Annotated in this window: 12 protein-coding genes; 8 read left to right on the top strand and 4 right to left on the bottom strand. The window is 57.5% G+C overall.

What is annotated here, in order from left to right:
* Positions 1-12: 12 nt before the first annotated feature.
* Together lptG and lptF are read right to left on the bottom strand one after the other, a co-directional pair.
* On the bottom strand, positions 13-1095 hold the full coding sequence (gene lptG, locus SK58_RS04620; RefSeq protein WP_001147540.1) for an LPS export ABC transporter permease LptG: 1083 nt from the start codon (positions 1093-1095) through the stop codon (positions 13-15).
* Positions 1095-2195: an LPS export ABC transporter permease LptF gene (gene lptF, locus SK58_RS04615; protein ID WP_003861881.1), complete on the bottom strand. Its 1101-nt coding sequence runs from the start codon at positions 2193-2195 to the stop codon at positions 1095-1097. Before lptF ends, lptG begins: the two co-directional genes overlap by 1 nt.
* A gap of 265 nt (positions 2196-2460) precedes the next feature.
* On the opposite strand from lptF, the gene pepA reads away from it, so the two are divergent.
* The 5 genes from pepA to SK58_RS04590 all read left to right on the top strand — a co-directional run bounded on the left by pepA (position 2461) and on the right by SK58_RS04590 (position 9118).
* Positions 2461-3972, top strand: a complete 1512-nt coding sequence (gene pepA / locus SK58_RS04610; protein ID WP_003861882.1) for a leucyl aminopeptidase — start codon at positions 2461-2463, stop codon at positions 3970-3972.
* A 117-nt stretch (positions 3973-4089) separates the two neighbouring features.
* Positions 4090-4533 carry a DNA polymerase III subunit chi gene (gene holC, locus SK58_RS04605; RefSeq protein WP_003861884.1) on the top strand — a complete coding sequence of 148 codons (444 nt, stop codon included), beginning with the start codon at positions 4090-4092 and terminating at the stop codon, positions 4531-4533.
* Positions 4533-7388, top strand: a complete 2856-nt coding sequence (locus tag SK58_RS04600; protein ID WP_047729351.1) for a valine--tRNA ligase — start codon at positions 4533-4535, stop codon at positions 7386-7388. The genes holC and SK58_RS04600 overlap by 1 nt, the downstream gene beginning before the upstream one ends.
* Before the next feature lie 123 nt (positions 7389-7511).
* Positions 7512-8015: a GNAT family N-acetyltransferase gene (locus SK58_RS04595; RefSeq protein WP_003861887.1), complete on the top strand. Its 504-nt coding sequence runs from the start codon at positions 7512-7514 to the stop codon at positions 8013-8015.
* Between the two features lie 83 nt (positions 8016-8098).
* Positions 8099-9118 carry an NADPH-dependent aldehyde reductase Ahr gene (locus tag SK58_RS04590; protein WP_015571992.1) on the top strand — a complete coding sequence of 340 codons (1020 nt, stop codon included), beginning with the start codon at positions 8099-8101 and terminating at the stop codon, positions 9116-9118.
* A 92-nt stretch (positions 9119-9210) separates the two neighbouring features.
* Here the strand turns inward: SK58_RS04590 and SK58_RS04585 are convergent, their stop codons facing one another.
* Positions 9211-10857 carry a dihydroxyacetone kinase subunit DhaK gene (locus SK58_RS04585; RefSeq protein WP_032649667.1) on the bottom strand — a complete coding sequence of 549 codons (1647 nt, stop codon included), beginning with the start codon at positions 10855-10857 and terminating at the stop codon, positions 9211-9213.
* A gap of 137 nt (positions 10858-10994) precedes the next feature.
* On the opposite strand from SK58_RS04585, the gene SK58_RS04580 reads away from it, so the two are divergent.
* Positions 10995-12497: a helicase HerA-like C-terminal domain-containing protein gene (locus SK58_RS04580; protein WP_040118157.1), complete on the top strand. Its 1503-nt coding sequence runs from the start codon at positions 10995-10997 to the stop codon at positions 12495-12497.
* On the opposite strand, the gene SK58_RS04575 is transcribed toward SK58_RS04580, so the two are convergent.
* Complete coding sequence (locus SK58_RS04575) at positions 12477-13418, bottom strand: tRNA modification radical SAM protein MnmL/YtqA (RefSeq protein ID WP_123249619.1); 942 nt, start codon at positions 13416-13418, stop codon at positions 12477-12479. The genes SK58_RS04580 and SK58_RS04575 overlap by 21 nt on opposite strands.
* Before the next feature lie 687 nt (positions 13419-14105).
* On the opposite strand from SK58_RS04575, the gene gltB reads away from it, so the two are divergent.
* Both gltB and gltD read left to right on the top strand, forming a co-directional pair.
* Positions 14106-18566: a glutamate synthase large subunit gene (gene gltB, locus SK58_RS04570; protein WP_048219434.1), complete on the top strand. Its 4461-nt coding sequence runs from the start codon at positions 14106-14108 to the stop codon at positions 18564-18566.
* A 9-nt stretch (positions 18567-18575) separates the two neighbouring features.
* A complete protein-coding gene (gltD, locus tag SK58_RS04565; protein WP_017382721.1) occupies positions 18576-19994 on the top strand; it encodes a glutamate synthase subunit GltD in 1419 nt (472 codons plus the stop codon).
* Positions 19995-20005: the final 11 nt, after the last annotated feature.

Genomic DNA, 20005 nt, shown 5'->3' with positions numbered 1-20005 from the left:
GAAGAAGGTTTATCAGGAGCGTTTTAGCAGCATCCAGAGGCTGATCAGGAAGAAACTGGCGCTCGGCAACAGTGCGCCGATAATTGGCGGAATGCCATACACCAGCGTCAGCGGACCGAAAATCTGATCGAGGACGTAGAACACAAAACCAAAGCTGATACCGGTTACCACGCGAACCCCCATCGGCACGCTACGCAGCGGTCCAAAGATGAACGATAGCGCCATCAGCATCATCACGGCCACGGACAGCGGCTGGAAGATTTTGCTCCACATGTTGAGCTGGTAACGCCCCGCATCCTGTCCGCTCGATTTCAGATACTTCACGTAATTATGCAGACCGCTGATGGAGAGCGCATCGGGATCGAGCGCAACCACCCCAAGCTTGTCCGGCGTCAGGTTGGTTTTCCAGGTACCGCTAACGGTCTGCGAACCGGTGATCTGTTTCGGGTTCGTCAGGTCAGATTCATCAACCTGGGATAACCGCCACAGCTTGTTGTTCGCATCAAATTTAGCGGAGGCGGCATAACGCACCGACTGTAAACGACGATCGTTATTGAAGGCATAGATACTCACGCCGCCCAGTTCATCGTCCCCTTTCACGCGTTCGATATAGACAAAGTTCTGACCATCTTTCGCCCATAATCCCTGCTGCGTGGAGAGCAGTGAACCGCCGTACATAGCCTGAGCACGGTAGTTACGCGCCATCTGTTCGCCCTGTGGCGCGACCCATTCGCCAATCGCCATGGTCAACAGCACCAGCGGGATCGCGGTTTTCATCACCGACAGCGCAACCTGCATACGGGTAAAACCCGATGCCTGCATCACCACCAGCTCGCTACGCTGAGCCAGCATCCCCAGGCCCAGCAGCGCCCCCAACAGGGCCGCCATCGGGAAGAAGATCTGCACATCTTTTGGTACGCTGAGCAGGGTATACATCCCGGCGCCCAACGCGTCGTAACTCCCCTGCCCGGCTTTTTTCAGCTGGTCGACAAATTTGATAATGCCCGAGAGCGACACCAGCATGAACAGGGTCATCATGATGGTGGTGAAAATCGTTTTACCGATATAGCGGTCAAGTACGCCAAACGCCTGCATTAGATGGCTCCTTTACGCGTAAACCGGGCACGAAGACGACGCACAGGCACCGTGTCCCACAAGTTGAGTCCGACTGCCAGCAGCAGATACAAACCATTCACGACCCAGGTCCAGATCATCGGGTCAATTTTTCCTTTCCCGCCGTTAGACTTGATTGAGGTTTGCAGCAGGAAGAACACCAGATACAGCAGCATCGCTGGCAGCATCGACAGCACGCGGCCCTGGCGCGGGTTTACCACGCTCAGCGGAACCACCATCAGCGCCATCATAAATACGGTGAATACCAGCGTGATACGCCAGTGCAGTTCAGCACGCGCACGATCGGTATCGGTATTCATTAAGGTGCGCATATCCATCTGCTCAGTATCCGTGGGATCGAGCGCAACGGCCTGATGGCCAATGATGGCCTGGTAGTTCTGAAAATCGGTAATACGGAAGTCGCGCAGCATAGCCGTGCCTTCGAAACGCGTTCCTTTGTTCAGCGTGACAACCTGAGAGCCGTCTTTACGCTGCGACAGCTGACCGGAGTCCGCCACCACCACAGAAGGCCGAGCGTTACCTTTCGGGCGCAGTTGAGCAAGAAACACGTCATTGAAGCGGTTGCCATCAACGCTTTCGATAAACAGCACGGAGTTACCGTCGGTAGCCTGCTGGAACTGCCCCTGCGCCAGCGCCGCCAGCCCCGGGTTAGCTTTTGCTTCCGCCAGCACCTCATCCTGATGACGAGAGGAGGTCGGCCCTGCCCACATGACGTTAACCGCGGCAACAATGCCCGTAAACAGCGCCAGCACCATGGCTGCTTTTACCAGTACGGCTTTACTGAGGCCGCAGGCATGCATCACGGTGATTTCACTTTCGGTATAGAGCTTACCCAGGGTCATCAGCAGACCAAGGAACAGGCTTAACGGCAGGATAAGCTGCGCCATTTCCGGCACGCCAAGCCCGAGCAGGGAAAGCACCAGATTCGTTGGGATTTCGCCATCAACCGCCGCGCCGAGGATCCTGACCAGCTTCTGACAGAAAAAGATCAGAAGGAGGATAAAGAGGATCGCCAGTTGGCTCTTCAGCGTCTCCCGAACCAGATATCTTATGATTATCACTTTAAATACGCCCGTTAAAACTCGTCTTATGCAGGAATTTAGCTTGTTTCATGGCTTAAACGTCATTTATTCTCTTGAGTCGTCGAAATCATCGCTAAGATTAAAAAACCCAGCGGATTCGCGCTTCATGACATTTATTGACGTGTCGAAACCGTAGTAACGTAAGATTAACACGAAGTCACCACAACGGCGGACATGAGTTACGAAAGGTTTCAATTCTATCCGTAGCCGCCGCCGTTGTCTTTAAGATTCAGGAGCGTAGTGCATGGAGTTCAGTGTAAAAAGCGGTAGCCCGGAGAAACAGCGGAGTGCCTGCATCGTTGTGGGCGTCTTTGAACCACGCCGACTCTCCCCGATCGCCGAGCAACTCGATAAAATCAGCGACGGTTATATCAGCGCCCTGCTGCGCCGTGGCGAACTGGAAGGCAAACCAGGGCAGACCTTGTTGCTGCACCATGTTCCGAACGTCCTGTCCGAGCGTATTCTGCTGATTGGCTGTGGTAAAGAACGTGAGCTTGATGAGCGCCAGTACAAGCAGGTTATTCAGAAAACCATTAATACACTGAATGATACTGGTTCGATGGAAGCCGTCTGCTTCCTGACGGAGCTGCACGTTAAGGGCCGCAACACGTACTGGAAAGTGCGCCAGGCCGTCGAAACCGCAAAAGAGAGCCTCTACAGCTTTGATCAGCTGAAAACCACCAAAAGCGAGCCGCGTCGCCCGCTGCGTAAAATGGTCTTTAACGTGCCAACCCGTCGCGAGCTGACCAGCGGCGAGCGCGCCATTCAGCACGGTCTGGCCATTGCCGCCGGTATTAAAGCGGCAAAAGATCTTGGCAATATGCCGCCAAACATCTGTAACGCCGCGTACCTGGCATCTCAGGCGCGCCAGCTGGCTGACGCGTACAGCAAGAACGTCATCACCCGCGTTATCGGCGAACAGCAGATGAAAGAGCTGGGGATGCACTCTTATCTGGCGGTCGGTAACGGCTCCCAGAACGAATCCCTGATGTCGGTCATTGAGTACAAGGGCAATCCGTCAGAAGATGCGCGACCCATCGTGCTCGTCGGTAAAGGGCTGACCTTCGACTCCGGCGGTATCTCCATCAAGCCTTCAGAAGGCATGGATGAGATGAAGTACGACATGTGCGGCGCGGCGGCGGTTTACGGCGTCATGCGCATGGTCGCGGAACTTCAGTTGCCCATCAACGTGATCGGCGTGCTGGCGGGCTGCGAAAACATGCCTGGCGGCCGCGCTTATCGTCCGGGTGATGTGCTGACCACCATGTCCGGCCAGACCGTTGAGGTGCTGAACACCGACGCCGAAGGCCGTCTGGTGCTGTGCGACGTGCTGACCTACGTTGAGCGTTTCGAACCTGAAGCGGTTATCGACGTGGCTACCCTGACCGGCGCCTGCGTGATCGCGCTGGGGCACCACATCACCGGCCTGATGTCGAACCACAACCCGCTGGCGCATGAGCTGATCGGCGCGTCCGAACAGGCCGGCGACCGCGCGTGGCGTCTGCCGCTGGGGGACGAGTTCCAGGAACAGCTGGAGTCTAATTTCGCAGACATGGCGAACATCGGCGGTCGTCCTGGCGGAGCAATCACCGCAGGCTGCTTCCTGGCGCGTTTCACCCGCAAGTACAACTGGGCGCACCTGGACATCGCGGGGACCGCATGGCGCTCCGGTAAAGCCAAAGGCGCGACCGGACGTCCGGTGGCACTGCTGTCGCAGTTCCTGCTCAATCGTGCGGGTTTTAACGGCGACGAGTGATGTAAAACGCCGGGTGGCGGCTACGCCTTACCCGGCCTACACGCCACTCAACCGTAGGCCGGGTAAGCGAAGCGCCACCCGGCTTTGCATTTAAATCCACGACAAGAAGCCCCATATATGAAGAATGCAACGTTCTACCTTCTGGACAATGACACCCATCAGGATGGCCTCAGCGCCGTTGAACAGCTGGTGTGTGAAATTGCCGCAGAACGTTGGCGCGCAGGTAAACGCGTCCTGATTGCCTGTGAAGATGAGCAGCAGGCGATTCGCCTGGATGAAGCGCTATGGGCGCGCCCGCCGGAGAGTTTTGTTCCGCATAACCTGTCGGGCGAAGGTCCACGCGGCGGGGCACCGGTGGAGATTGCCTGGCCGCAAAAACGCAACAGCAGCGCGCGCGACATTCTCATTAGCCTGCGGACAGACTTTGCAGATTTTGCCACCGCTTTCACAGAAGTGGTAGACTTTGTCCCTTACGAAGAATCCTTGAAACAACTGGCGCGCGAACGCTACAAAGCGTACCGCCTGGCCGGTTTTAACCTGAATACGGCAACCTGGAAATAATGGAAAAGACATATAACCCACGCGATATCGAACAGCCGCTTTACGAGCACTGGGAACAGCAGGGCTATTTCAAGCCTAACGGCGACGAAAGCAAAGAGTCCTTCTGCATCATGATCCCGCCGCCGAACGTCACCGGCAGTTTGCATATGGGGCATGCTTTCCAGCAGACCATCATGGATACCATGATCCGCTACCAGCGCATGCAGGGCAAAAATACCCTGTGGCAGGCGGGGACTGACCACGCGGGTATCGCGACCCAGATGGTGGTTGAGCGTAAAATTGCCGCTGAAGAGGGTAAAACCCGCCACGACTACGGTCGCGACGCGTTCATCGACAAAATCTGGCAGTGGAAGGCAGAATCCGGCGGCACCATTACCCGTCAGATGCGCCGTCTCGGCAACTCCGTAGACTGGGAGCGCGAGCGCTTCACCATGGATGAAGGCCTGTCCAACGCCGTGAAAGAAGTCTTTGTGCGCCTGTACAAAGAAGACCTGATTTATCGTGGCAAGCGCCTGGTCAACTGGGACCCGAAACTGCGCACCGCCATCTCTGACCTGGAAGTGGAAAACCGCGAGTCTAAAGGCTCCATGTGGCACATCCGCTATCCGCTGGCCGACGGCGCAAAAACCGCCGACGGTAAAGATTACCTGGTGGTGGCGACCACCCGTCCGGAAACCCTGCTGGGCGATACCGGCGTGGCCGTTAACCCGGAAGATCCGCGTTATAAAGATCTGATCGGCAAATTCGTGGTGCTGCCGCTGGTGAACCGCCGTATTCCGATTGTGAGCGACGAACACGCCGACATGGAAAAAGGCACCGGCTGCGTGAAAATCACCCCGGCGCATGACTTCAACGACTATGAAGTCGGTCGTCGTCATCAACTTCCGATGATCAACATTCTGACCTTCGACGGCGATATCCGCGAAAGCGCAGAAGTGTATGACACCAAAGGCAACGAATCCGACGTTTATTCCAGCGACATCCCGGCTGAGTTCCAGAAGCTGGAGCGTTTTGCCGCGCGTAAAGCCATCGTAGCCGCCGTTGACGCACTCGGCCTGCTGGAAGAGATTAAACCTCACGATCTGACCGTGCCGTACGGCGACCGTGGCGGCGTGGTTATCGAGCCAATGCTGACCGACCAGTGGTACGTGCGTGCCGACGTGCTGGCGAAACCGGCTGTGGAAGCGGTTGAGAACGGCAGCATTCAGTTCGTGCCGAAGCAGTACGAAAACATGTACTTCTCCTGGATGCGCGATATTCAGGACTGGTGTATTTCCCGTCAGCTTTGGTGGGGTCACCGTATCCCGGCATGGTACGACAACGAAGGCAATGTCTACGTTGGCCGCACCGAAGAGGAAGTGCGTCAGGAAAACAACCTGGGCGCTGACGTTGCCCTGCGCCAGGACGAAGACGTGCTGGATACCTGGTTCTCCTCCGCGCTGTGGACCTTCTCCACCCTCGGCTGGCCGGAAAACACCGACGCGCTGCGTCAGTTCCACCCAACCAGCGTGATGGTCTCCGGCTTCGACATCATCTTCTTCTGGATCGCCCGCATGATCATGATGACCATGCACTTCATCAAAGACGAAGACGGCAAGCCGCAGGTTCCGTTCCATACCGTCTACATGACCGGCCTGATCCGCGACGACGAAGGCCAGAAGATGTCCAAATCCAAGGGTAACGTTATCGACCCGCTGGATATGGTGGACGGTATCTCTCTGGAAGAGCTGCTGGAAAAACGTACCGGCAACATGATGCAGCCGCAGCTGGCAGAGAAAATCCGCAAGCGTACCGAGAAGCAGTTCCCGAACGGGATCGAATCTCACGGTACCGACGCCCTGCGCTTCACCCTGGCGGCGCTGGCCTCCACCGGTCGTGACATCAACTGGGATATGAAGCGTCTGGAAGGTTACCGTAACTTCTGTAACAAGCTGTGGAACGCCAGCCGCTTCGTGCTGATGAACACCGAAGATCAGGATTGCGGCTTTAACGGCGGCGAAATGACCCTGTCTCTGGCAGACCGCTGGATCCTGGCGGAATTTAACCAGACGGTGAAAGCATTCCGCGACGCGCTGGACAGCTACCGCTTCGACATCGCGGCAGGCATCCTGTACGAATTCACCTGGAACCAGTTCTGCGACTGGTACCTGGAGCTGGCGAAGCCGGTCATGAACGGCGGTTCTGAAGCGGAACTGCGCGGCACGCGTAATACGCTGATTACCGTTCTGGAAGGTCTGCTGCGCCTTGCGCACCCGATCATTCCGTTCATCACCGAAACCATCTGGCAGCGCGTGAAGGTGATTGCCGGTATTAATGCCGATACCATCATGCTCCAGCCGTTCCCGGCATTCGACGCCGCGAAAGTGGATGAAGCCGCGTCTGCGGATACCGAGTGGCTGAAGCAGGCGATCGTTGCGGTACGTAACATCCGCGCGGAAATGAACATCGCTCCGGGTAAACCACTGGAGCTGCTGCTGCGCGGTTGCAGCGAAGCTGCCGTTCGTCGCGTCACCGAGAACAACACCTTCCTGAAAACCATGGCGCGTCTGGAAAGCATCACCGTGCTGCCTGCCGATGACAAAGGTCCGGTTTCCGTGACCAAAATCATCGACGGCGCGGAGCTGCTGATCCCGATGGCGGGCCTGATCGACAAAGATGCGGAGCTGGCGCGTCTGGCGAAAGAAGTGGCGAAAGTCGACGTGGAAATTGGCAAAATCGAAAGCAAACTGGCGAACGAGGGCTTTGTGGCCCGCGCGCCGGAAGCGGTCATCGCCAAAGAGCGTGAGCGTCTGGTTGCCTTCGCCGATGCGAAGACCAAACTGATCGAGCAGCAGGCGGTTATTGCGGCGCTGTAATGCTTTTACCCCTTACGCTTCAGGGCGTAAGGGGTATCCTTCCTGAAAACTCCTCGCTTGCACTCCCCTTTCTGCGGTGCTATTAACAGCATTTGTGTGTCAATTTTTGTCATGAGTAATGCTATGAGCGTGATTACCCCCGTCGCGACGACAATGCGTCGGATCACTGAGCAGGACAACCCGGCTATCGCCGCCGTTATCCGCACGGTTTCTGCCGAATATGGCCTGACCGCCGACAAAGGCTACACCGTGGCCGACCCAAATCTGGACGAACTTTTTCAGCTGTACAGCCAGCCGGGCCATGCCTACTGGGTCATCGAGCAGGACGGCCAGGTCGTGGGCGGCGGCGGCATTGCCCCACTGCTTTGCAGCGAGCCGGATATCTGTGAACTCCAGAAAATGTATTTCCTGCCAACGATACGCGGACAAGGCCTGGCGAAAAAGCTGGCGCTGGTTGCCCTGGAACATGCACGCTCACAGGGCTTTAAACGTTGCTACCTTGAAACCACCGCTTTCCTTAAAGAGGCCATTGGCCTGTATGAACATCTCGGCTTTGAGCATATCGATGCGCCACTGGGCTGCACGGGCCACGTGGACTGCGAAGTCAGGATGCTGAAAAGTCTGTAAGTTTTGTTCCTGCCGTCTTCTGTTAAGCGTCTGTAAACTGAATGCTCTACACTCACAGTTCACACCAAAACAGGGGAAATGCGATGTCGAAGATAAAAAGCTACGCCGCACCGCAGGCGGGTGCAGAACTTGAGCTGTACGAGTACGATGCGGGCGAACTAAAAGCGGAAGACGTCGAAGTACAGGTTGATTACTGCGGGATCTGCCACTCAGATCTCTCGATGATCGATAACGAATGGGGCTTTTCCAGCTATCCGCTGGTGGCCGGGCACGAAGTCATTGGCCGCGTCGTGGCGCTCGGCAGCGCCGCGCAGGACAAAGGGCTGAAAGTGGGCCAGCGCGTGGGTATCGGCTGGACGGCACGCAGCTGCGGCCACTGCGACGCCTGTATCAGCGGCAACCAGATAAACTGCCTTGAGGGCGCAACGCCGACCATCCTGAACAAGGGCGGTTTCGCCGATAAGCTGCGCGCCGACTGGCAATGGGTTATCCCGCTGCCGGACAGCATTGATATCGAATCCGCCGGTCCGCTGCTGTGTGGCGGTATCACCGTCTTTAAACCGCTGCTGATGCATCACGTCACCGCCACCAGCCGCGTGGGCGTGATCGGGATTGGCGGTCTGGGCCATATCGCCATCAAGCTGCTGCACGCGATGGGCTGTGAAGTCACGGCGTTCAGCTCTAACCCGGCGAAAGAGCAGGAAGTGCTGGCCATGGGTGCGGATAAAGTGGTGAACAGTCGCGATCCCCAGGCGCTCACCGCTCTGGCAGGCCAGTTTGACCTGATCATCAACACCGTCAACGTCGATCTCGACTGGCAGCCGTACTTTGAAGCCCTGGCCTACGGCGGTAACTTCCACACCGTGGGTGCGGTGATGAAGCCGCTGCCGGTTCCGGCGTTTACCCTGATCGGCGGCGATCGCAGCATATCCGGCTCTGCTACCGGCACACCATATGAGTTACGCAAGCTGATGAAGTTTGCCGGACGCACAAAAGTGGCACCCACCACCGAGCTGTACCCGATGTCAAAAATCAACGAAGCGATCCAGCACGTGCGCGACGGCAAAGCCCGCTACCGCGTGGTGTTGAAAGCGGATTTCTGATGTGAGATTGCCGGGGAATGTGCGGCCTGATGCCCTCACCCCAACCCTCTCCCACAGGGAGAGGGCGCAAACACTAAAAACGGTAACGGTTGTTACCGTTTTGCATCTACCATGGTCTTAAACACTTCCGCCACCGCGACCGCTCCCGGATCCATCACCCCGTCCAGATTCTCTTTATTCACGTACGACGAGCGTCCCGCGCCGGCTTTCGCCATTTTCGCCGTTGCTTCAGCCCCTTGCTGCGCGGCCTGCGCTGCCGCCTGAATATTGCCTTTCTGTAACGCCTCCAGCGCCGGTTGCAGGGCATCGATCAGCGTACGATCGCCGAGATCTGCACCGCCATACTGCTTCATCTGCGCCAGTCCGCTCAGCAATGCTTCAGGTAGCGACTGTCCATCGTGAAGCTTTTGTCCTGCCGCCGTGAAGAAGATCGACATCAATACGCCGCTCGATCCGCCCATCACCGTTGCCAGCCGCTCCCCCACCAGCAGGAGTAATGTCGGCACGTCGTTAAGGGGCAGGTTGTTCTCCTCAAGTCGCTGCGCAATATCCCGCGCCCCTTGTGCAAAGGTGGAGCCCGTATCGCCATCGCCTACTTTGGCATCCAGCGCGTTAAGGCGATTTTCCAGCTGGATCAATGTTTTCGTTACCGAGGCGACGGCCTCGCTCACCTGCGGATTGTCCGACGGGGTATATTCCACGCGATCATGAAGGGCGCTATGGGGGACGGTACGCAGGGGCGCGAACGCGACGGGCTTCTGCCAGCCCAGCGTCTCGACCTCGGCGTGAATCGCCTTCTCGAAGAAATCGTTGAGCTTTAACAGCGTTAGCGAAAAGCCTTTCATATCCAGCGCACTCACCAGCGGCGCCGGGCCAATCAGATACGCAATGTTCTCTTTCAACGCCGAATGCGCCAGCTCTTTGGTGAGCAGAGCCATCTCCAGCGCTGACACGCCGCCGAGGTTGTTGATCAGCACCGCAAAGCGCCCGTCACCCGCCTGGGCTTTTAGCGGCGTCACCAGCGTATCGATAATCGCCCTGCTGTTCTGCGTATCCACCACCGATGCCCCCGGCTCGCCGTGAATCCCCAGCCCCAGCTCCACGTGGCCTTGCCTGATGCGTCCTTCTTCATCATCGCTACCCGGCAGGTTACAGGTTTGCATCGCAACCCCCAGGCTCCAGAGGTTATCGCAGGCCTGTTGCGCAATATCCCGCACGTCGTTTAGCGATTTCCCCTGTTCTGCCGCATATCCCGCAATCTTATGCACCAGCGCCGTTCCCGCGATACCACGCGGCTGCTTGTTATCCGGTAGGGCGATATCATCCGCCACGATAACCATCTCGACCTTCAGGCCGTAGCGTTTGGCTTTTTCCGCCGCCAGGCCAAAGTTAAGCCGGTCACCGGTGTAGTTTTTCACAATCAGCAGGCAGCCACGATCGCCCGTCACCGCCACAATGGCATTGAGGACCGCATCGACGCTTGGGGAAGCGAACAGATCGCCACACACCGCTGCGGTAAGCATGCCTTTACCGACGAACCCGGCATGTGCCGGTTCATGGCCGGAGCCGCCACCGGAGATCACCGCCACGCGGCTTTTATCCCAGTCGCCGCGTGCCACCACGCGGATGGCCGGATCGATATCCAGTTTGACGAGATTACCGTGCGGCGCCGAGAGAAGTATGCCTTCAATGGCATCGTTGACAAGCTGTTTGCGGTCGTTAAAAAAGAATCTGGACATAGTTTCCCAAAATTTTGTTTACCGTATGCAAAAGCATAGTCCGCACTGGATAATGCGCCGCAAAGTGAGGAATTTACGCAGACATTTTGCCGTCAGGTTGCCTATACTCCACCCAGGACTACGAGAGGACGTGCATCATGAGTACACCATTGTTAATCGCCAGGACGCTGGAAAAAGAGCTGTTTTTACTGCCCGCGATGGCGAACCGTCATGGACTGATCACCGGCGCGACCGGGACGGGAAAAACCGTCACCCTGCAAAAGCTGGCTGAGTCGTTGTCAGAGACTGGCGTGCCGGTTTTTATGGCTGACGTGAAGGGCGATTTAACCGGGGTGGCTCAGGAAGGTGCAGCGTCAGAAAAACTCCTCGAGCGCCTGAAAAATATCGGCATCACCGACTGGACGCCGCACGGTAATCCGGTGGTGGCCTGGGATATCTTCGGCGAAAAAGGCCATCCGGTGCGCGCCACCGTCTCCGACCTCGGCCCGCTGCTGCTGGCCCGTCTGCTTAACCTCAACGACGTGCAGTCCGGGGTACTGAACATTATCTTCCGTATCGCCGACGATCAGGGGCTACTGCTGCTCGACTTCAAAGATCTGCGCGCCATCACCCAGTACATTGGCGATAACGCCAAATCCTTCCAGAACCAGTACGGCAATATCAGCAGCGCCTCGGTGGGCGCCATTCAGCGTGGGCTCCTGACGCTGGAGCAACAGGGTGCCGAACACTTCTTCGGCGAGCCAATGCTGGATATCAAAGACTGGATGCGTACCGACAGCAGCGGCAAAGGGATCATCAACATTCTGAGCGCAGAGAAGCTCTACCAGATGCCGAAGCTTTACGCCGCCAGCCTGCTGTGGATGCTCTCTGAACTGTACGAACAACTGCCGGAAGCAGGCGATCTGGAAAAACCCAAACTGGTGTTCTTCTTTGACGAAGCGCACCTGTTGTTTAACGACGCGCCGCAGGTGCTGCTGGATAAAATTGAACAGGTTATCCGCCTGATCCGCTCCAAAGGCGTCGGGGTCTGGTTTGTGTCGCAAAACCCGTCGGATATTCCGGACAACGTACTGGGGCAGTTGGGTAACCGCGTGCAGCACGCCCTGCGCGCCTTTACCCCGAAAGATCAGAAAGCGGTGAAAGCCGCGGCGCAAACCATGCGCGCCAATCCGGCCTTTGATACCGAAACCGCCATTCAGGCGCTGGGTACCGGTGAAGCGCTGATTTCGTTCCTCGATGCAAAAGGCAGCCCGACAGTTGTCGAGCGTGCGATGGTGATTGCGCCCTGCTCGCGCATGGGGCCGGTAACGGACGATGAACGCAACGGCCTGATTAATCACTCCCCGGTGTACGGGAAGTATGAAGACGAGGTGGATCGCGAATCCGCGTTCGAGATGCTGCAAAAAGGGGTGCAGGCGACTGCCGAATCGCAGGATGCCCCTGCCGCAAAAGGGCAATCTGTTGCCGTGGACGACGGCATTCTCGGCGGGCTGAAAGATATTCTGTTCGGTAGCACCGGGCCACGCGGCGGCAAACGCGATGGCGTGGTTCAGACCATGGCAAAAAGCGCGACGCGTCAGATTACCAACCAGATAGTACGCGGCATGCTGGGAAGTCTGCTAGGCGGCCGTCGCCGGTAGCGGGGGAACCCACGGGCGGCCAAGCGCCGACCCCTGTACGCCGTTCTCCTGTAGATAGCGGTCGATTTCCAGCATCCCCATCCAGCGGTTCTCACACCAGAGCGGTGCCAGAAGCGTTGGGCGGCGGGCGCTGGCCGAGATGCGGTGGTAAACAATCTCCGGAGGCGTGTGGCGAATCATCTCCCCCGCCGTCACCGTATAGTCGTCGAGTTCGATACCACTTAACCGCCCCGCTTCCCAGGCTTTCGCCATTATGCTGCCCTTCACGATATGCAGCGGATGCAGCTTAATGCCATCCACGCCGGTCTCGACGACTTTTTCCAGCGTTTCCAGCCCGTGCTGCTGCCCTTCTCCTGGCAAGCCGACAATCAGATGCGAGCAGACTTTTAATCCACGCTCACGGGCGAGACGCGTGGTGCGCTGGTAGCAGGCGAAATCATGCCCGCGATTGATACGGTGCAGGGTTTTGTCATGCGCGGTCTGCAAGCCCAGCTCCAGCCAGATCTCGTAGCCCTTCTCTTTGTACTCACTAAGTAAATCCAGCACGGCCTCCGGCACGCAGTCCGGACGCGTCCCCACGCACAGCCCGACAATGTTCGCTTGAGCAACCGCCTGCTGATACATCGAGCGCAGCACCTGCACCTCAGCCCACGTGCTGGTGTAGGCCTGGAAATAGGCCAGATACTGCTTCGCGCGATTCACCAGACTCGCCTGATGGGCGAGCTGTTCAGCGATAGATTTATGCTGCTGGGCCTCGTCAGCAAACGAGGCCACGTTACAGAAAGTGCAGCCACCACGCCCGATGGTGCCATCGCGATTCGGGCAGCTAAAGCCGCCGTGCAGCGTCAGTTTGTGAACCTTTTGCCCATAGCGCTGCAAAAGATCCCCACCAAACATATTGACTAATTTCTGTAACTGCATAATCTGATAGACCGTCCCGAAGAAAGGGGACAAGCCTGCCATTTTTAGCCTCTGTCGGCGATGACCTGGATCAATCGCCCTGGACGGCCTTTATCTGTTTGAATAAATAATCACGATTACCGAGATTTCATTCACCCTGTACGTAATTACTTTTCCTTATGTTCTGATGGTTTTTTTCATTTATAGCGCCAGGACTGAAAAACAGTGATTTTATGCGGGTTTGAATGCAACACCAGATTAATATTCTGCTATAAATCTGCATTTCAGCACGCTGCATCGATAATACCGCTTTCATATAGTGAGTCAGATCACACTCCCCTGCACCTCCCCGGTGCTTTAAGTGGTTGTAAAAATAGTTAAATACATATTAAAAACAAAAAGATAACTACGCTTTAGCACATTTTTGTATAAATAAGATTGCCATTTGACCTGTGTACCAATTCCCGATAAGTTGGAAATCCGCTGGAAGCTTTCTGGATGAGCGGCCTGCTCATCATATTTATGCAGTAATTGAGATTCCCTCTGAAGCAAGTCCTCAAACTTGTTTACCTGCGCGAAAGGATGAAAAAGAGGGCGAATGCGAGGTCCGCGTATGAAACGCTAACCCCGTCGCCATGCTCTTTCTGCGCCTGTGCGCCACGGTAAAGTTCAGTGGGAAGCCCGACGAGCCTGGGGAGGTTCACTGATATGTTGTACGATAAATCCCTTGAGAAGGATAACTGTGGTTTCGGCCTGATCGCCCACATAGAAGGCGAACCTAGCCACAAGGTAGTGCGTACTGCTATTCACGCACTGGCCCGTATGCAGCACCGTGGCGCCATCCTTGCCGATGGTAAAACCGGCGACGGTTGCGGCCTGCTGCTGCAAAAACCGGATCGTTTCTTCCGTATCGTAGCGGAAGAGCGCGGCTGGCGTTTAGCCAAAAACTACGCTGTCGGTATGCTGTTCCTGAATCAGGATCCTGAAAAAGCTGCCGCCTCACGCCGCATCGTTGAAGAAGAACTTCAGCGTGAAACCCTGTCGATCGTCGGCTGGCGCGATGTGCCAACCAACGAAGGGGTGCTCGGTGAAATCGCCCTCTCCTCGCTGCCTCGTATTGAACAGATTTTTGTCAATGCGCCTGCGGGCTGGCGTCCGCGTGATATGGAACGCCGTCTGTTTATCGCCCGCCGCCGCATTGAAAAACGTCTTCTGGATGATAAAGAGTTCTACGTCTGTAGCCTCTCTAACCTTGTGAACATCTATAAAGGTCTGTGTATGCCGGCTGACCTGCCGCGCTTCTACCTGGACCTGGCGGACCTGCGTCTGGAATCGGCCATTTGCCTGTTCCACCAGCGCTTCTCCACCAACACCGTTCCACGCTGGCCGCTGGCGCAGCCGTTCCGCTACCTGGCGCATAACGGCGAGATCAACACCATCACCGGCAACCGCCAGTGGGCCCGCGCCCGTACCTATAAATTCCAGACGCCGCTGATCCCGGACCTGCACGATGCCGCGCCGTTCGTGAACGAAACCGGCTCGGACTCCAGCTCCATGGATAACATGCTGGAACTGCTGCTGGCGGGCGGGATGGACATCGTGCGCGCCATGCGTCTGCTCGTGCCACCGGCCTGGCAGAACAACCCGGATATGGACCCTGAGCTGCGCGCGTTCTTCGACTTTAACTCCATGCACATGGAGCCGTGGGACGGCCCGGCGGGCATCGTTATGTCCGACGGTCGTTTTGCCGCCTGTAACCTGGACCGTAATGGTCTGCGTCCGGCGCGCTACGTTATTACCAAAGACAAGCTCATCACCTGTGCCTCTGAAGTCGGGATCTGGGATTACCAGCCAGACGAAGTGGTCGAGAAAGGCCGCGTCGGACCGGGCGAGCTGATGGTGATCGACACCCGCGGTGGGCGTATTCTGCATTCCGCCGAAACCGACAACGATCTGAAGAGCCGCCATCCGTACAAAGAGTGGATGGAGAAAAACGTGCGTCGTCTGGTGCCGTTTGAAGATCTGTCGGACGAAGAAGTGGGCAGCCGCGAGCTGGACGATGACACCCTCGCGAGCTTCCAGAAGCAGTTTAACTACAGCGCGGAAGAGCTGGACTCGGTTATCCGCGTGCTCGGTGAAAACGGCCAGGAAGCGGTCGGCTCAATGGGTGACGATACCCCGTTTGCCGTGCTCTCCAGCCAGCCACGCATTATTTATGACTACTTCCGTCAGCAGTTTGCGCAGGTCACTAACCCGCCAATCGATCCGCTGCGCGAAGCCCACGTCATGTCGCTGGCCACCAGCATCGGCCGTGAGATGAACGTCTTCTGTGAAGCTGAAGGCCAGGCGCACCGTCTGACCTTTAAATCACCGATCCTGCTGTACTCCGATTTCAAACAGCTCACCACCATGACCGAGGAGCACTATCGCGCCGACACGCTCGATATCACCTTCGACGTGACCGAAACGAGCCTCGAAGAGACGGTGAACGCGCTGTGCGATAAAGCCGAGCAGATGGTGCGTAACGGCACCGTTCTGCTGGTGCTGTCTGACCGCAACATCGCGAAAAACCGTCTGCCGGTGCCTGCACCCATGGCGGTGGGGGCTATCCAGACGCGTCTGGTGGACAAGAGCCTGCGCTGCGATGCCAACATCATCGTTGAAACCGCGAGCGCGCGCGACCCGCACCACTTTGCGGTGCTGTTAGGCTTTGGCGCCACGGCAATCTACCCGTATCTGGCCTACGAAACGCTGGCCCGCCTGGTAGATACCCGCGCGATCGACAAAGACTACCGCGCCGTGATGCTGAACTACCGTAACGGCATCAACAAAGGTCTGTACAAAATCATGTCCAAAATGGGCATCTCGACCATCGCCTCTTACCGCTGCTCGAAGCTGTTTGAAGCGGTCGGCCTGCATGACGACGTCGCCAACCTCTGCTTCCAGGGCGTGGTCAGCCGTATCGGCGGCGCCGGTTTTGCTGACTTCCAGCAGGATCTGGTGAACCTGTCGAAACGCGCCTGGCTGGCACGTAAGCCGCTGGAACAGGGCGGCCTGCTGAAATATGTCCACGGGGGTGAGTATCACGCTTATAACCCGGACGTGGTGCGCACGCTGCAACAGGCGGTGCAGAGCGGCGAGTACAGCGATTATCAGCAGTATGCAGAGCTGGTGAACAACCGTCCGGCAGCGACGCTGCGCGATCTCATTGCCCTCAATCCGGGTGAGGAAGCGGTCAGCATTGACGAGGTTGAACCCGCGTCTGAGCTGTTCAAACGTTTCGACACCGCGGCGATGTCTATCGGCGCGCTGAGCCCGGAAGCGCACGAAGCGCTGGCGGAAGCCATGAACAGCATCGGCGGCAACTCCAACTCCGGGGAAGGCGGTGAAGATCCGGCCCGCTACGGCACCAATAAAGTGTCCCGTATTAAGCAGGTGGCGTCTGGTCGCTTTGGCGTAACGCCTGCGTACCTGGTTAACGCCGACGTGATTCAGATTAAAGTCGCGCAGGGTGCGAAACCGGGTGAAGGCGGTCAGCTGCCGGGTGATAAAGTCACCCCATACATCGCTAAGCTTCGCTATTCAGTGCCGGGCGTGACGCTGATCTCCCCGCCGCCGCACCACGATATCTACTCTATCGAGGATCTGGCGCAGCTGATTTTCGACCTGAAACAGGTCAACCCGAAAGCGATGATCTCCGTGAAGCTGGTTTCCGAACCGGGCGTTGGCACCATTGCCACCGGTGTGGCGAAAGCTTATGCGGATCTGATCACCATCGCCGGTTACGACGGCGGCACCGGCGCAAGCCCGCTCTCCTCCGTGAAATACGCGGGTTGTCCGTGGGAGCTCGGCCTGGTGGAAACCCAGCAGGCGCTGGTCGCTAACGGCCTGCGTCACAAGATCCGTTTGCAGGTGGACGGCGGACTGAAAACCGGCCTCGACATCATCAAAGCGGCGATTCTGGGAGCGGAAAGCTTCGGCTTTGGTACCGGCCCAATGGTTGCGCTCGGCTGTAAATACCTGCGTATTTGCCACCTGAACAACTGTGCAACGGGCGTTGCTACCCAGGACGAAAAGCTGCGTAAAAATCACTACCACGGCCTGCCGTTCAAAGTGACCAACTACTTTGACTTCATCGCCCGTGAAACCCGCGAGCTGATGGCGCAGCTGGGCGTGAAGCGTCTGGTAGACCTGATTGGCCGTACCGACCTGCTGAAAGAGCTTGAGGGCTTCACGGCCAAGCAGCAGAAGCTGGAGCTGTCTAAGCTGCTGGAAACCGCTCAGCCGCATCCTGGCAAAGCGGTTTACTGTACCGAGAACAACCCGCCGTTCGACAACGGCGTGCTGAACGCACAGCTGCTGCAACAGGCGAAGCCGTATGTGGATGAGAAGCAGAGCAAAACGTTCTGGTTTGATATCCGCAACACCGACCGTTCCGTGGGTGCGTCCCTCTCCGGTTACATCGCACAAACGCACGGTGACCAGGGTCTGGCGTCGGATCCGATTACCGCGCACTTCAGCGGTACCGCGGGTCAGAGCTTCGGCGTGTGGAACGCAGGCGGAGTTGAGTTATACCTGACCGGCGATGCCAACGACTACGTCGGAAAAGGCATGGCGGGCGGTCTGCTGGCGGTGCGTCCTCCGGTTGGTTCAGCCTTCCGCAGCCATGAAGCGAGCATCATCGGCAATACCTGTCTGTACGGCGCAACCGGCGGTCGTCTGTTTGCCGCGGGCCGTGCGGGCGAACGTTTTGCGGTGCGTAACTCCGGCGCCATCACCGTGGTGGAAGGCATCGGCGATAACGGCTGTGAATACATGACGGGCGGAATTGTGTGCGTCCTGGGTAAAACCGGCGTGAACTTTGGCGCGGGCATGACGGGCGGTTTTGCCTACGTCCTGGATGAAGACGGTGAGTTCCGCAAACGTGTGAACCCGGAGCTGGTGGAAGTGCTGGACGTTGATACGCTGGCCATCCACGAAGAACACCTGCGCGGTTTAATTACCGAACACGTGCAGCATACCGGTTCTTCGCGCGGCGAAGAGATCCTGGCCAACTGGCCGGCGTTCTCTGCGAAATTCGCGCTGGTGAAGCCGAAGTCCAGCGATGTTAAAGCCCTGTTGGGTCACCGTAGTCGTAGCGCAGCAGAGCTGCGCGTGCAGGCGCAGTAAGGAATTCAGATGAGCCAGAACGTTTACCAGTTTATCGACCTTCAGCGTGTTGATCCGCCAAAGAAACCGCTGAAGATCCGTAAAATTGAATTTGTTGAAATCTATGAGCCGTTTTCAGAAGGCCAGGCCAAAGCACAGGCAGACCGCTGCCTGTCCTGCGGTAACCCTTACTGCGAATGGAAGTGTCCGGTCCATAACTACATCCCGAACTGGCTGAAGCTGGCCAACGAAGGGCGTATTTTTGAAGCCGCCGAGCTGTCTCATCAGACCAACACCCTGCCGGAAGTGTGCGGCCGCGTGTGCCCTCAGGATCGTCTGTGTGAAGGCTCCTGTACGCTGAACGACGAGTTTGGCGCGGTAACCATCGGCAACATCGAACGCTATATCAACGATAAAGCGTTCGAGATGGGCTGGCGCCCGGATATGACCGGTGTGCGTCAAACCGACAAGCGCGTAGCGATTATCGGCGCGGGCCCGGCAGGCCTGGCCTGTGCGGACGTGCTGACCCGTAACGGCGTGAAGGCGGTGGTCTTTGATCGCCACCCGGAGATTGGCGGCCTGCTGACCTTCGGTATCCCGGCCTTCAAGCTGGAGAAAGAGGTGATGACCCGCCGCCGCGAAATCTTCACCGGCATGGGCATTGAGTTCAAACTCAACACCGAAGTGGGCCGCGACGTGCAGCTCGACGACCTGCTGAAAGATTACGACGCCGTGTTCCTGGGCGTAGGCACTTATCAGTCCATGCGCGGTGGTCTGGAGAACGAAGATGCGCCAGGCGTGTACGACGCGCTGCCGTTCCTGATTGCGAATACCAAACAGCTAATGGGCTACGGCGAGACCGCCGATGAGCCGTTCGTCAGCATGGAAGGCAAACGCGTGGTGGTGCTGGGCGGCGGTGATACCGCGATGGACTGCGTGCGTACCTCCATTCGCCAGAATGCGGCGCATGTCATCTGTGCCTACCGTCGTGACGAAGAGAACATGCCGGGCTCTAAGCGCGAAGTGAAAAACGCACGTGAAGAGGGCGTCGAGTTCCAGTTCAACATCCAGCCTCTGGGTATTGAAGTGAATGCCAACGGTAAAGTGAGCGGCGTGAAGATGGCGCGCACGGAGATGGGTGCGCCAGATGCGAAAGGCCGTCGTCGCGCGGAGATCGTGGCCGGTTCTGAACACGTGATCCCGGCTGACGCCGTGGTGATGGCGTTTGGTTTCCGTCCTCACAGCATGGAGTGGCTGGCGAAGCACAGCGTAGAGCTGGACTCTCAAGGCCGCATCATTGCGCCAGAAGGCAGCGATAACGCGTTCCAGACCAGCAACCCGAAAATCTTCGCCGGTGGCGACATCGTTCGCGGCTCTGACCTGGTGGTCACGGCGATTGCCGAAGGCCGTAAAGCGGCTGACGGGATCATGAACTTCCTGGAAGTGTAAGCCCCTCTGAC

Source organism: Enterobacter sp. BIDMC93 (genome assembly GCF_001037805.1).
Lineage (GTDB): Bacteria > Pseudomonadota > Gammaproteobacteria > Enterobacterales > Enterobacteriaceae > Enterobacter > Enterobacter hormaechei_C.
This window is presented reverse-complemented; position numbering and strand designations above follow the sequence as displayed.

Coding starts and splice junctions, on each gene's coding strand:
- SK58_RS04580 (WP_040118157.1), top strand. CDS start 10,995: ATGAGTACACCATTGTTAATCGCCAGGACGCTGGAAAAAGAGCTGTTT.
- SK58_RS04595 (WP_003861887.1), top strand. CDS start 7,512: ATGAGCGTGATTACCCCCGTCGCGACGACAATGCGTCGGATCACTGAG.
- gltB (WP_048219434.1), top strand. CDS start 14,106: ATGTTGTACGATAAATCCCTTGAGAAGGATAACTGTGGTTTCGGCCTG.
- SK58_RS04585 (WP_032649667.1), bottom strand. CDS start 10,857: ATGTCCAGATTCTTTTTTAACGACCGCAAACAGCTTGTCAACGATGCC.
- SK58_RS04600 (WP_047729351.1), top strand. CDS start 4,533: ATGGAAAAGACATATAACCCACGCGATATCGAACAGCCGCTTTACGAG.
- pepA (WP_003861882.1), top strand. CDS start 2,461: ATGGAGTTCAGTGTAAAAAGCGGTAGCCCGGAGAAACAGCGGAGTGCC.
- gltD (WP_017382721.1), top strand. CDS start 18,576: ATGAGCCAGAACGTTTACCAGTTTATCGACCTTCAGCGTGTTGATCCG.
- SK58_RS04575 (WP_123249619.1), bottom strand. CDS start 13,418: ATGCAGTTACAGAAATTAGTCAATATGTTTGGTGGGGATCTTTTGCAG.
- holC (WP_003861884.1), top strand. CDS start 4,090: ATGAAGAATGCAACGTTCTACCTTCTGGACAATGACACCCATCAGGAT.
- lptG (WP_001147540.1), bottom strand. CDS start 1,095: ATGCAGGCGTTTGGCGTACTTGACCGCTATATCGGTAAAACGATTTTC.
- SK58_RS04590 (WP_015571992.1), top strand. CDS start 8,099: ATGTCGAAGATAAAAAGCTACGCCGCACCGCAGGCGGGTGCAGAACTT.